The sequence below is a fragment of the Pseudomonas sp. 2725 genome (assembly GCF_050434585.1).
Lineage (GTDB): Bacteria > Pseudomonadota > Gammaproteobacteria > Pseudomonadales > Pseudomonadaceae > Aquipseudomonas > Aquipseudomonas jessenii.
The window spans coordinates 186,512-199,581 of record NZ_JBNDIV010000008.1 but is presented as its reverse complement, the minus strand read 5'-3'; the positions used below and the strand labels follow the sequence as shown (position 1 = coordinate 199,581).

The following is a 13,070-nucleotide window of genomic DNA, read 5'->3' as shown; positions in this document are numbered from 1 at the left end:
AGGTGATCTTCGGCAAATGGAGATCAACTGTGGGAGCGAGCTTGCTCGCGATGGCAATAGCCCAGAAAACGCAGGACCAGCGGCCTAAAGATACTTATCCGTCACAGCCCCCTCCGAAGCACTGGACACTGTCTTCGCATACTTGGCCAGCACCCCGCGCTTGTATTTTGATTCCGGCCGCACCCAGCGCGACTTGCGCTCGGCCAGCACGGCGTCGGAGACATCCACCGTGATCAGCCGGGTTTCAGCATCGATGATGATCCTGTCGCCATTCTCGACCAGTGCAATCGGTCCGCCCTCAAAGGCTTCCGGCGTGATGTGACCGACCACGAAACCGTGGGAACCGCCGGAAAAACGCCCGTCGGTGATCAGCGCCACCTCCTTGCCCAGGCCCTTGCCCATGACCGCCGACGTCGGCGACAGCATTTCGCGCATGCCCGGGCCACCCTTGGGCCCTTCGTAGCGGATCACGATCACTTCGCCGGGCTGGACTTCGCCATTGAGAATGCCGGCCAGCGCACCTTCTTCACCGTGATAGACCCGGGCCGTGCCTTCGAAGCGCAGGCCTTCCTTGCCGGTGATCTTGGCCACGGCGCCGGTGGGCGAGAGGTTGCCGCGCAGAATGACCAGGTGGGAGTCCTTTTTGATCGGCTGGTCGAAAGGCCGGATCACGTCCTGGCCGGCCGGGTAGTCGGGCACGCTGGCCAGGTTTTCCGCCAGGGTCTGGCCGGTGACGGTCAGCACATCGCCGTGCAGCATGCCGGCATCGAGCATGCGCTTCATCAGCGGTTGAATGCCGCCGATGGCCACCAGCTCGCTCATCATGTATTTACCGCTGGGGCGCAGGTCGGCGACCACCGGGGAAACCTTGCCCAGCTCGACGAAGTCATCCAGGGTCAGTTCGACATCCACCGCATTGGCCATGGCCAGCAGATGCAGCACGGCGTTGGTCGAGCCGGCGAGGGCGATCACCACGCGAATGGCGTTCTCGAAGGCTTTGCGGGTCATGATGTCGCGAGGCTTGAGGTCGAGCTTGAGCAACTCCATGACCTGCTGGCCGGCGCGGAAACTGTCCGACGCCTTGTCGGCGCCAATGGCGTCCTGGGAGCTGGAACCGGGCAGGCTCATGCCCAAGGCTTCAATGGCCGAGGCCATGGTGTTGGCGGTGTACATGCCGCCACAGGAACCGGGGCCGGGAATCGCCACTTCCTCGATCTGCTTGACCTGAATCTCGCTGATGTCGCCCCGCGCGTGTTGGCCCACGGCCTCGAACACGGAAATGATGTCGGTGTGGCCAGCCCCCGGCTGGATGGTGCCGCCATAGACAAAGATCGACGGTCGGTTCAGCCGCGCCATGCCGATCAGGCACCCCGGCATGTTCTTGTCGCAGCCGCCGATGGTCACCAGGCCGTCGAAACCTTCGCAACCGGTGACCACTTCGATGGAGTCGGCGATCACCTCGCGGGACACCAGCGAATACTTCATGCCTTCGGTGCCGTTGGCGATGCCGTCGGAAATGGTGATGGTGTTGAAGATCACGCCCTTGGCACCGGCGGCATTCGCGCCTTTTTCGGCTTCGAGCGCCAGCTTGTCGATATGCATGTTGCAGGGCGTGACCATGGCCCAGGTCGAGGCGATGCCGACCTGCGGCTTGGTGAAGTCTGCATCGGTAAAGCCCACGGCCCGCAGCATGGCGCGTGCCGGTGCGGCCTCTACGCCGTCGATTACCTGAGAGGAGTACTTGCGCAGATCGTCTTTGTCGCTCATGACTGCTCCTATCGCTGATGGCTGTTGCTCACACACTCGTTGAGAAAAACAGGATGAGTATAGAAGGCCGGGCGCCCGGGCCCGGGCTAACCGGTCGGGAACAGACGCGCGGGTAAGCCTTGTCGTGATATTCTTCGCGACAACTTGGTTTGATCTATTCAGTTTTCCTGTCCTTGAGACGGGCGAGCAGAATCACTGTCGCTCAAGTAGCTGAAGCCAATAAAGATAAAAAGTCAGTTCAGAAGGGACATTAAAGTGGGGTCGATGCGGTTCGTCGGCCTTGTGTGCCCACCCTGCAATCCTTGAGTGCCGCACCCGTGACTGCCGTGAAACACGGGGCTGTGCGCATGAGGATGGAAGGGCAGATGGCGTTTTATCATAGGTGCTACAGATGTTTAAGAAAGTGAACACAGCCCTGCTGGGGCTGGCCTTGTCGTTGGGGATGACGACAGCCCAGGCCGAAGAAGCCAAGAAAGTCGACGTACTGCTGATCGGCGGCGGCATCATGAGCGCGACCCTGGGTGTGTGGCTCAATGAGCTGGAACCCGGCACTTCGATGGAAATGATCGAGCGCCTCGACGGCGTCGCCCAGGAAAGCTCCAACGGCTGGAACAACGCCGGTACCGGTCACTCCGCCCTGGCCGAGCTGAACTACACCCCTGAAGACGAGAACGGCAAGGTTTCGATCCCGAAGGCCGTTGAAATCAACGAAGCGTTCCAGATCTCCCGTCAGTTCTGGGCCTGGCAGGTTCAGCAAGGCGTGCTGAAGAACCCGCGTTCGTTCATCAACTCCACACCGCACATGAGCTTCGTGTGGGGCGATGACAACATCAAGTTCCTGAAAAAACGCTACGAAGCCCTGCAAGCGAGCCCGCTGTTCGCCGGCATGCAGTACTCCGAAGACCCGGCTGTGATCAAGCAGTGGGTGCCGCTGATGATGGAAGGGCGTGACCCGAGCCAGAAGATCGCGGCCACCTGGAGCCCGCTGGGTACCGACGTGAACTTCGGCGAAATCACCCGCCAGTTCGTTGCGCACCTGCAAACCACGCCGAAGTTCGACTTGAAGCTGTCCAGCGAAGTACAGGACATCACCCGGAACGAAGACGGCAGCTGGCGTGTCAGCTACAAAAACCTGAAAGACGGCAGCAAGACCGAAACCGACGCCAAGTTCGTGTTCATCGGTGCCGGCGGCGGTGCCCTGCACCTGCTGCAGAAGTCCGGCATTCCTGAAGCCAAGGAATACGCAGGCTTCCCGGTAGGCGGCTCGTTCCTGGTGACCGAGAACCCGACCATCGCCGAGCAACACCTGGCCAAGGCCTACGGCAAAGCCTCCGTTGGTGCACCGCCGATGTCGGTTCCGCACCTGGACACCCGCGTGCTGGACGGCAAGCGCGTGATCCTGTTTGGCCCGTTCGCGACCTTCAGCACCAAGTTCCTGAAAGAAGGTTCGTACCTGGACCTGCTGACCACCACGACCACCCACAACGTGTGGCCAATGACCAAGGTCGGCATCAAGGAATACCCGCTGGTCGAGTACCTGGCAGGCCAGTTGATGCTGTCTGAAGAAGACCGCATGAACGCCCTGAAAGAATACTTCCCGAACGCCAAGGCTGAAGACTGGCGCCTGTGGCAAGCCGGCCAGCGCGTGCAGATCATCAAGCGTGATGAAGCCGCCGGTGGCGTGCTGAAACTGGGCACCGAAATCGTCGCTTCGCAAGACGGCAGCATCGCCGGCCTGCTGGGCGCCTCCCCAGGCGCATCGACCGCCGCACCGATCATGCTGACCGTGCTGCAGAAAGTGTTCAAGGACAAGGTCGCGACCCCTGAGTGGCAGGCAAAACTGCACCAGATCGTACCGAGCTACGGCACCCAGCTGAACGCCAGCCCTGAGAAGGTTGCTGAAGAATGGGCCTACACTGCCAAGGTGCTGGAACTGACTCCGCCACCAGCGGTGATTGCGCCGGCTGTGAAGCCAGTGACTGTCGATACGGATGCGAAAGCGCCGAAGGCTAATGCTGCGAGTGATATGGCTCTCTAATTAGACTGCCGGATCAAAAAAAGCCCACTGAACCGGCGACGGTCAGTGGGCTTTTTTGTGGGTGACGCACAAACAACGCTTTGAACCTGGAGTGTCTACGCCGGCCATATCAGGAGTTCTTGTCATCAATTGTCAAGTCACTGACGCTCAATGAGAAGCAGGCAGTTTGGCCCTGACGATACTGGTTTGTTTTCCGACCTCGGTAAGGCGAAACCGTAAGCCTGATACCTCTCCGCCCTGGCGGGAATTTGTAGGAGCGAGCTGGCTCGCGATGGACTCAAGTGCGCTGCGTTTAGTCAGTAAGCACGCGTTTTCGTTAACGATCATCGCGAGCAAGCTCGCTCCCACAATCAGTTGCATCTCAATAAAACAATCATAGAGAGCGCAGAATGAAGTTCAGTTTTGTAGACAGCAGCCAGCCGAGCCGCCGGCGGGTTTTACGCGATGCTTTCACTTTGGCTTTGGCGACCTCGCCGTTGGCAAGCCTGGCCAGGGCATCCGACGAATCCGCAGCGGCCAGTGAATCCGTCGAAGACGTGACCTTTGCCGCAGGCCCACGACCGCTGGTGCAATACCCGCAAAAACGCCCGTTGACCCTGGTGACCACTCGGCCGCCACATCTGGAGACGCCGTTCCCGGTCTTCAACGAGGGACCGATCACGCCCAATGACGCCTTTTTCGTGCGTTACCACCTGGCCAATTTCCCGACCAGCATCGATCCGGACAGCTACCGCCTGACGATCAAGGGCTCGGTCGACACGCCGCTGTCGCTTTCCCTTGCCGAGCTCAAGGCCCTTGCCGCACCGGTGGAAGTGGTGGCCGTCAATCAGTGTTCGGGTAACAGCCGTGGCTTTTCGATGCCTCGAGTGTTCGGCGCGCAGTTGGGCAATGGCTCCATGGGCAATGCGCGCTGGGTAGGGGTACCACTCAAGGCGGTATTGGAAAAGGCCGGTGTGAAAGCCGAGGCCCGGCAAGTGACCTTCCGTGGGCTCGATAAGCCGGTTTTGCCAAGCACGCCGGAGTTCATCAAGGCGCTGGACATCAGCCATGCCATGGACGGCGAGCCGATGATCGCCTGGTCGATGAATGGCACCGACCTGCCATTTCTCAACGGATACCCGATTCGTCTGGTGGTGCCAGGCTACTTCGGCACGTACTGGGTCAAGCACCTGAGTGAGATCGAAGTCGTCGACCATACCTACGACGGTTTCTTCATGGCCAAGGGTTACCGGGTTCCGGATAACGATTGCTTCTGTATTGCCCCAGGCACCACGGCGGCGAAAACCCAGCCGATTTCCAGATTGCCGGTCCGCAGTTTCATCACCAGTGTTAAACACGGCGATGTATTGCCGCTGAACAAAAGCGTGGTGCTCAAGGGCATCGCGTTCGACGGTGGCGTTGGGGTCAACAAGGTGGAAGTGTCGATCGACGGCGGAAAAACCTGGCGTGAATCCACGCTCGGGCAGGACCTTGGCCGTTACTCCTTCCGTGAGTGGACGCTGCCGATCACCTTTACCGGCAAGGGCGCCACACCGTTGATGGTGCGGGCCAGCAACAGTGCCGGCGAGACGCAACCGCTGCAGGCCGACTGGAATCCCGCTGGCTACCGCCGCCACGTCGTCGAAACCACCCACGTGACCGTCGCCTGAGGAGGGCCGCATGAAACTTGTGAAATGCATGACCGCCTTGCTCTGCGCGGCTCAGGTTTGTCTGGCCACCCTGGCTGTCGCCGCGCCGCTGTCGATTACGCTGCCGCCTGAAACGGCTGTGTTCAAGCCCAGCACGATGCCTGGCTACGCTTTGGCGCAGCAGAAGTGTTCCGTCTGCCATTCGGCCGATTACATCAACTTCCAGCCGCCTGGTATGAGCCTGGCGCAGTGGACCGCTGAAGCGGGCAAGATGCAGCACGTGTACGGCGCTCCGATCAGCGACCGGGATGTGAGTGTTATCGGCGCTTACCTGGCTGTGACCTACGGCAGTGCGAAGGCCAATGATGCCGATGTTCTGGCGGCTTCGAACGCCCCGGTGGCCCAGCTCCCGGTGGTGGCTGGGGCTGGGGCAAAAGTCGACGCCAAGGCTTTGCTGCAGAACAATGCCTGTCTGTCCTGCCACGCGACCGATCACAAGGTGGTAGGCCCGGCCTACCGCGATGTGGCGGCCAAATATGCCAAGGACCCGCAGGCAATGGACAGGCTTATGTCCAGCATCCAGCACGGCGGCAGCGGGAAGTGGGGGGATGTGCCCATGCCGCCTTTCGCGCAGTTGAGCCCGGACGACCTGAAAAGCCTGGCGACTTTTATCCTGCAACAGTGAGCCAGTATTAGCTTGATGCGAAAAGCCCACTGAACCGGCGACGGTCAGTGGGCTTTTTTTGCGGGCGCGGGTTTGTTCAAGATATCGAGGAGTGGGTTGCACTGAAGCGCTTGAGAATGTCCTGGTACATTTTCGTCCGTCGATGACCTTGGCCATATCCGCCCGCAGCAGCGACGGTGCCAGACTGGACGTGGTCCAGGTACTTGAAGATTTTGCCGGGCGAAAGGAACACGACTTTGTAGCCAAGCCTGATCACGCGGTCTTGCAGCTCATAACCGGGCACACGGTCATCAATCTGAAAATGCAAACCCTGCTGCTTCATCAGCCTGCCATTCCATAGCGTGCAAAAGCTTTTCAGGTAGGTTTCCCGGTAGGGTTTCGGCTCCTTTGATCGCAGGCCCAGCGATTGCTTCAGGCGTCGGTAGTGGTGCTTGATCAGGCGTGAAGTGAAGCGCCAAACGGTCCTTGGCAGTCCGCGGTTGAGTTGCTCCGTGCAACCGACTGCGATGACGTTTTGATCCTTGGTGCAGTGGTCCATCATCATCGCAAAGACGTTTGCATCGAAGACGAACGTGTCGGTGTGCATCAGGAACAGGTAGTCGGTATTGACCCTGGCCAGCGCCATGTCCAGCGCTTTGCCATGGGCGATGTGCCCCGGTTCTTTGGTGGGGGCATCGCGTTCGATCAGGTTGATCCAGTCGAGCGAGCGCAAATACTCGACGCTGGCATCCGCCGAACCGTTATCGACCACCCAGACCGCAATGCCTGATTTTTGGACATGCTCCTGCAACAGTTCCAGGCAGATCCTGGTGAGCTCCGGGGTTTTGTAATTAACCAGAACGATGCTGAACGGTGGCTTGGCGTTTGTATCGACACGACCCATCTTCGAAATGCTCGACTACCCGAAAGTGTCGAAGACTAAAGGGGCAACCTTAGCCCAAGCTTAATTTCACCTGGGCGACACTGATGCGGGCTATCGCTGCCTGACGCCTTCGAACGAACCTGTACGCACTTCGCCACTGCGGATGTAGCGGGCGATCAGCACACCCCCGGGTGAGTTGATCGAATTCACCAGGGTGAAGGCAGACGCTTGTGCGTTGTCGTCGAACAGGCGCTTGCCGCGCCCCAGCAGGATGGGATGAATCATCAGTCGCAACTCGTCAACCAGGCCGGCGGCAAGCAGTTGGCGCACCAGATCGCCGCTGCCTTGGGTCAGTAGCGGAGGACCGTCCAGGCGTTTAAGCGTGTTGATCGCGTCGACCAGGTTGCCCTTCAGCGCATGACTGTTGTGCCAGGCCAGCGAGTCGGCGCGATGGGTGGCCACATGCTTGGGGACGGCGTTGAACAGGTCCGCGATGGTGTGATGGGTTGAATCGGCCTGAATGTTCGGCCAATAGGCGGCGAAGATGTCGTAGGTGCGACGCCCCAGCAGCAACTCGAATGGCTGCGAGAACAGGTCCATTACGGCCTGGCCGGTGGTTTTGTCGGCGTAGGGCACGATCCAGCCACCGAAGCGGAATCCGCTACTGGAATCCTCTTCGGGCCCGCCAGGCGCTTGCATGACGCCGTCCAGACTCACGAATGCGGCAACGGTCAGTGTGCGCATGCTCTTCTCCTGATTCATTCCGGTTTAAGCGTTTAGACAGGGAAGTCTGCAATTCCTTGAGACCGTTCCCTGAAAGGTAGTCGAACCAGACGCTGTGAGATCGACAACAAAGTGCGCGGCCCATATACGACGAAGGTCGTATGGTGGTCTGTGCAGGTGCGTGTTAGCGAGGATTTGTCTTGAAGGTGCAATTGCAAATTTGTATCATTCGGTTTCAATTCAGCGAAGCAGGGAACGCAGCGCCAAAACAATAATAAGGTCAAGGCAATGCTCAAAATGCTTCTCGTGTACGGTCATCTGCTCGCTACGTGTATTGCCCTGGGGAGGGTGTTGCAGGCGGATCACAAGCTTTGGAGTTGGCGCAAGGAAGTACTGGACCAGGCGAGGCTTGAATACCTCGATGAAACTCAGAAGATCGTCAGCCTTGCACTGCTGGCCCTTTGGGCAAGTGGACTGTTGCTGGTGCTTCAGGGTTACCTCAATGAAGGCGACGCGTATCTGCTCAATCAGAAACTCTGGGCCAAGGTGACGGTCGTCGCGCTGCTGAGCCTCAACGGTGCACTCTTGCATCGAGTCGGCTTCCCGCTGCTGCAAAAGGCTCCATTCGTCGCACTGCGCAGTGCAGGCCGCACGCGGCTCGCCTTGTTGGGTGCGCTTTCCATGAGCGGTTGGCTATTCGCCGCTTTCCTGGGCGTGGCTCGAGCCTGGAATCACGTGTTGCCTTACCTGCATGTGATGGGCGCATTCGTCGCATTCTCGTTGCTGGCCTGTTGCGTGGCACTGGCAGTTGCCGGCAGGGCGGGCAGTGTCGATGCGCCAAAATCCTCGGTACCGGGGTAGCGATCAGCACGGCGTATTTCATACCTGTAAATTCGGGTCAGCTTCATTGCGCGGGAAAAGTTCCCGCGCATAAAATTCAGGCGAAACTGTAAGACTGACGAATTGCTCCCAAGCTGCTCCCGGATAGCAACGGGTATTGCGTTGGCACGGCTCTCGGTAAATTCATGGGATTATTTCCCACGCGGCTATACTGGGGTTATCTACCCAGGAATTCGCTGAATGCAATCGTCAACGCTGCCCACCTCGCTCCTCAAAGCCTTGCGACATGTCATGCGGCCGCTGGTGCGCCTGATGCTGCGCAAAGGCGTCACCTACCTGGTGTTTGCCGACCTGCTCAAGGAGGTTTTCGTCGAAGTGGCGGACCGTGAGTTCCGCCTGGGCGAGAAGGCACCGACCGACAGCCGCATCAGCCTGCTCACCGGTGTGCACCGCAAAGATGTACGGCGCTTGCGCAATGCCGGTGATCCGGCTGCTTCCACGCTTCCGGAAAACATCACGTTTGGTGCACAACTGGTCAACGCCTGGGCCAGCGCGCCTTTCTGCAACGACGCCGGCCAGCCACTGCCGTTGCCTCGATTGGCCAGTGTCGGCGGCGACCGCTCCTTTGACGCCTTGGTGGCGAAGGTCAGTACCGATATCAGGGCGCGGGTGGTGCTGGACGAGTGGCTGCGCCTGGGGGTCGTGCGCCTTGACGAACAAGAGCGCGTGCACCTTGAAGCCCAGGCCTTCGTGCCACAAAAGGGCTTCGATGAGAAAGCGGCTTACCTGGGGCACAATCTGCACGATCATGCTTGCGCTGCGGTTCACAACCTGAGCAGCGAAGCCCCGGCCTTTTTTGAACGCAGCGTCCACTATGACGCACTGGCCCCGATGAGCGTCGAGGCGTTACGCGAGGCCGTGGCCAGCGAGGGAATGCAGGCCCTGTTGAGCTTCAACCGACTCGCCGCCGAACTGGAGTCCCGGGACCTGCCCAGCCTTGAACCGCGCCAGCGCATCACAGTCGGCTTGTACTTCTACACTGAAGCTTCCGATCCCAACTCGCCAACAGCCCCTGAACCATGACCGTCAAATTGCGCCTGATTCGTGCAGTCGCCCTCGTTCTGGGCCTCGGGCTTGCAAGTGTGTTGCAAGCCGCCCCAGCCTGTGTCAGCCAGAATGATGCGGGCACCAGCGAAGTGCCGGTCATCGAGGCACCTGGTGGCACCGGCGGCACGGGCGCAACACCTGGCGGCATGGGCGGTACCGGCATCGACACCGACAACGGCGGGATCGGTGGTACCGGCGCACCACTGAAAAAGAGCCCTGGCGGTATTGGCGGTACCGGTGCCGTTGCAGGCGGAGTGGGTGGCACGGGCATCAGCAACGATAGCGGAGGAATCGGTGGCACCGGCATTGTCGGCACCATCACCGGGTTCGCCTCGATCTGCGTCAATGGTGTGGAAGTGCACTTCAACAAAAACGTTCCTGTCAGCGAGAACGGCATCGCCAGCTCCAGTGCCCGCCTGGCGGTAGGCCAAGTGGTTGCCGTGGAAGCGTTCAATACCCGGCGCGGTCTGGAGGCCGGACGCATTTCTATCCTGCACGCCTACGAAGGCCCTTTGACAGCCCTGCCGCGCGACTCCATGCCCATGCGCGTCATGGGGCAACCGGTACGCCTGGCCAACGGTGCCCAGGTCGCTGCCGGCCTGCGTCCGGGGGATCCCGTGCGGGTCAGCGGGCTGCGCGATGCTCGTGGCGAAGTGGTGGCCAGCCGCATCGATCGGGCGCCCGGCCTCAAGGAGGCCAGTGCCATCGGCCCGGTGGATCGCAGTGGCTATCTCCAGGGGCTCAAGCTCAGCAATCACCCGGGCCCGGCGCAGGAAATGCTGGTGCGCGGCCATTGGTCCGGCCGCGAGCTGGACGTGAACCAAAGCCGCCCCGATCCGAGCCTGCCTTTCATTGGCCGGGCACACAATGCGGTGATCGAGGGTCTGGTACAGGGCCGGCAGGACCGCCATTTGGTGGTGGGCGGCATTAATGTGACGCTGGCGCACGACACCGTGTTTGTCGGTGTGCAGGCTTCGGAGCTGGCGCTGGATCGACGGGTGCGGATCAACGGCGTGTTCACCGGCGCGCGGGAGGTGCAGGCAACGCGTATTGAATTGCCCCGCGATCGCTCCGATTCACCAGCGAGCAACCGGCACGGACGACATGGCACCAACGAGCAAGACACCGACGACTCAAGTGGCTCGGGCAACTCGATCGACTCAAGCGGCTCGGGCAACTCGATCGACTCAAGTGGCTCCAACAACTCCGGCAACTCTGACCGCTCGGGGAGTTCAGGGAGCTCGGGCGGTGACAGGAGCGGCCGCTCCGAGAGCGAAGGCCGCGTTGTCGACGATACTCGCCACGGGGGGAGTGACAGCCATGGCGGTGGCGACAAGATTGAACGCGTGGACGTGGACGTGGACGTGGACAAGTCCGGCAAGTCAGAGCGAGTCGAGAGGGTCGAGCAATCCGGCAAAATCGAGAAAGTGGAGAGGGTAGAGAAGGTAGAGAAGGTAGAGAAGGTGGAGAAAGTCGAACGTCCGGAGAAAGTCGAGAAAGTTGATCGGCCAGAAAAGGTTGAGAAGATAGACAAAGTAGATCGGCCAGAAAAAGTTGAGAAGGTCGAAAAAGTCGAGCCGGTTGAAAAAGTCGATCGCTCTGGCAAGTCGGGTTAAACAGTGCAGTCATGATGCACTTTCGTCATAAGTAACTAGGCTGGGTAAGTCACGCAACAAATCATGCGTGTGAACTTCGATGACGTCAGACACGAGGTGAACATGGATCCCAAGCGCATCCTGCTCGTCGGTTGGCTTGCCAGCCTGGCTTTGCCGACCTTGGCCGATACCTTTACGACCTCGATCGGAACCGACTACTCACGAGGCGACTATGGCACCGGTACGACTTCCGAAACATGGTACGTCCCGCTGGTGGGCAGATATGAAACCGGCCCCATGACCTACAAGCTCACCGTGCCCTGGCTACGCATCACCAATCCTTCGGTCGGCCCTGACGGCGAGCCGCTGCCCGGCGGCTGCGGCAAGGTGGAAAGCGGTCTGGGCGACACCGTTGCCGGTGCCGACTATGCCGTGCTGGACGGCAGCATTGGCGGGCTGTTCGTGGACCTGATCGGCAAGGTCAAATTGCCCACCGCCGACGAAGACGAGTGCCTGGGCACCGGCAAAACCGACTATTCCGCCCAGGTCGATGTCGCCAAAGCCTTCGGTCCTGTGACCGGGTTCGCGACCCTGGGCTGGAAAAAGTTCGGCGACCCGTCGGGCTCCGACTTCGACAACCCGATATTCGCCGGCCTGGGCTTTGCCATGCCCGTGTTCGTGCGCACCACGGCGGGCGTGTCCTACGACTGGCGGCAGAAGGTCGTTTCCACGGGTGACGAAATCAAGGAACTGACGCTCTTCCTCACGCACAAGCTCAATCAGGAATGGAAGTTTCAGTTATATGCCGTCAAGGGTTTTTCCGACGCCAGCCCGGACGGCGAGGCCGGGCTGTTGCTCAGCCACGCTTTCTGATTCCTGGCCATTGCCTGTCAGGTAACTTGCAGCATTGATGCGTTTCACCGCCTCGACTCAGGCCCTTGCCTCACTCCCGGGCGTTTTGCAGTTCAGTTTTTCTTCTTGATCAGTTTATTGATGTAGTACTTCAGGCTCAAACGATCCTTGGGCCTTGGTTTGTAGTGGGTTTTGTTTCTTTGTGCCGGATCGATCGCCATGGTTCCCGCGGTGTAGTAATAAAGCGCGATAGACCTGCGGGTGATGTGTTCCGGAGTCGTTAAAGGCTCCGGGTGCCCATGATTGCTGTCCTTGTCTGTGTTGAAAATGACACAGCGATTGTAAATGGGCAGGACTTTTTTAAGGCAGGTCTTCATGCCGACATCCCAAAGTTCCAGGTTGCCGCCGTATTCCTCTTGCCAGTCTTCATTCAGATAAATGATGATGTTCAGTCTGCGTTCAACATTAAGTTTTTTGTTGAGCCGGAAGTCCGAGTGCACCCCCAGGAAACCACCGCTTTTCGTTTCGTGCAGGCCGCCACCGGTAAAGTAGGGGTCGGGTATCAAACCTTCGATGCCTGTGAGCTTTTCAAGAAACTGCAACATGGGGGCCGAGTTAAAGGCGTTGAAAACAGTCTTCAAATAGGGGTCGCATTCATTGGGACTGATTTGACGTTTTCGTTGACCTTTATAGCCGCGCTCGTAGAGCATTTCGTTGTTGGTTGGCTCGACCGGGAAATGCGAGCAGATGCTTGCAATCAGGTCTTCGTGCAAGAAGTTGTCGATGACTATGTGCGGAAATGGCGTAGCCTGAACATAGCTATCGGTCAATGAGGCACCAAAGGCGCTGGCGGCATTCTGGTCGAAATCAAGCTCCGGGGACAGGGTGATAGGTAGTGCCTGAGTGATGGGTGCCATTACCGCTCCAATGACCTGATATAAAAAACCTGTGGGTGACTTCATGCAGCGTTGAA

Annotated in this window: 11 protein-coding genes; 7 read left to right on the top strand and 4 right to left on the bottom strand. The window is 59.4% G+C overall.

What is annotated here, in order from left to right; translation table 11 throughout:
* Positions 1 to 84 precede the first annotated feature (84 nt).
* Complete coding sequence (gene ilvD / locus ABIE16_RS23080; RefSeq protein WP_090454829.1) at positions 85 to 1,767, bottom strand: dihydroxy-acid dehydratase; 1,683 nt, start codon at positions 1,765 to 1,767, stop codon at positions 85 to 87.
* Positions 1,768 to 2,158: 391 nt separating this feature from the next.
* Between ilvD and mqo the strand changes: the two genes are divergently transcribed.
* From mqo to ABIE16_RS23065, 3 genes are all read left to right on the top strand, one after another.
* Positions 2,159 to 3,805 (top strand): malate dehydrogenase (quinone), encoded by a 1,647-nt coding sequence (mqo, locus tag ABIE16_RS23075; RefSeq protein ID WP_429522016.1) that lies wholly within the window; start codon positions 2,159 to 2,161, stop codon positions 3,803 to 3,805.
* Between the two features lie 389 nt (positions 3,806 to 4,194).
* A complete protein-coding gene (locus ABIE16_RS23070; protein WP_057715379.1) occupies positions 4,195 to 5,454 on the top strand; it encodes a molybdopterin-dependent oxidoreductase in 1,260 nt (419 codons plus the stop codon).
* A gap of 10 nt (positions 5,455 to 5,464) precedes the next feature.
* Complete coding sequence (locus ABIE16_RS23065) at positions 5,465 to 6,118, top strand: c-type cytochrome (RefSeq protein WP_429522015.1); 654 nt, start codon at positions 5,465 to 5,467, stop codon at positions 6,116 to 6,118.
* A gap of 76 nt (positions 6,119 to 6,194) precedes the next feature.
* On the opposite strand, the gene ABIE16_RS23060 is transcribed toward ABIE16_RS23065, so the two are convergent.
* Together ABIE16_RS23060 and ABIE16_RS23055 are read right to left on the bottom strand one after the other, a co-directional pair.
* On the bottom strand, positions 6,195 to 7,001 hold the full coding sequence (locus ABIE16_RS23060; RefSeq protein WP_407516049.1) for a glycosyltransferase family 2 protein: 807 nt from the start codon (positions 6,999 to 7,001) through the stop codon (positions 6,195 to 6,197).
* A 90-nt stretch (positions 7,002 to 7,091) separates the two neighbouring features.
* Complete coding sequence (locus ABIE16_RS23055) at positions 7,092 to 7,724, bottom strand: dihydrofolate reductase family protein (protein ID WP_218498383.1); 633 nt, start codon at positions 7,722 to 7,724, stop codon at positions 7,092 to 7,094.
* Between the two features lie 267 nt (positions 7,725 to 7,991).
* On the opposite strand from ABIE16_RS23055, the gene ABIE16_RS23050 reads away from it, so the two are divergent.
* From ABIE16_RS23050 to ABIE16_RS23035, 4 genes are all read left to right on the top strand, one after another.
* A complete protein-coding gene (locus ABIE16_RS23050; protein ID WP_218498384.1) occupies positions 7,992 to 8,564 on the top strand; it encodes a hypothetical protein in 573 nt (190 codons plus the stop codon).
* Positions 8,565 to 8,783: 219 nt separating this feature from the next.
* Positions 8,784 to 9,626 (top strand): DUF6502 family protein, encoded by an 843-nt coding sequence (locus ABIE16_RS23045; RefSeq protein ID WP_090454836.1) that lies wholly within the window; start codon positions 8,784 to 8,786, stop codon positions 9,624 to 9,626.
* A complete protein-coding gene (locus ABIE16_RS23040) occupies positions 9,623 to 11,266 on the top strand; it encodes a DUF5666 domain-containing protein (protein WP_429522014.1) in 1,644 nt (547 codons plus the stop codon). The genes ABIE16_RS23045 and ABIE16_RS23040 overlap by 4 nt, the downstream gene beginning before the upstream one ends.
* 102 nt (positions 11,267 to 11,368) lie before the next feature.
* A complete protein-coding gene (locus ABIE16_RS23035) occupies positions 11,369 to 12,118 on the top strand; it encodes a hypothetical protein (RefSeq protein ID WP_340315688.1) in 750 nt (249 codons plus the stop codon).
* Positions 12,119 to 12,210: 92 nt separating this feature from the next.
* Here ABIE16_RS23035 and ABIE16_RS23030 read toward each other — a convergent pair whose 3' ends face one another.
* The gene (locus ABIE16_RS23030) at positions 12,211 to 13,014 is read right to left on the bottom strand and encodes a 2OG-Fe(II) oxygenase (protein ID WP_057715371.1); all 804 of its coding nucleotides are present in this window, start codon (positions 13,012 to 13,014) and stop codon (positions 12,211 to 12,213) included.
* Positions 13,015 to 13,070: the final 56 nt, after the last annotated feature.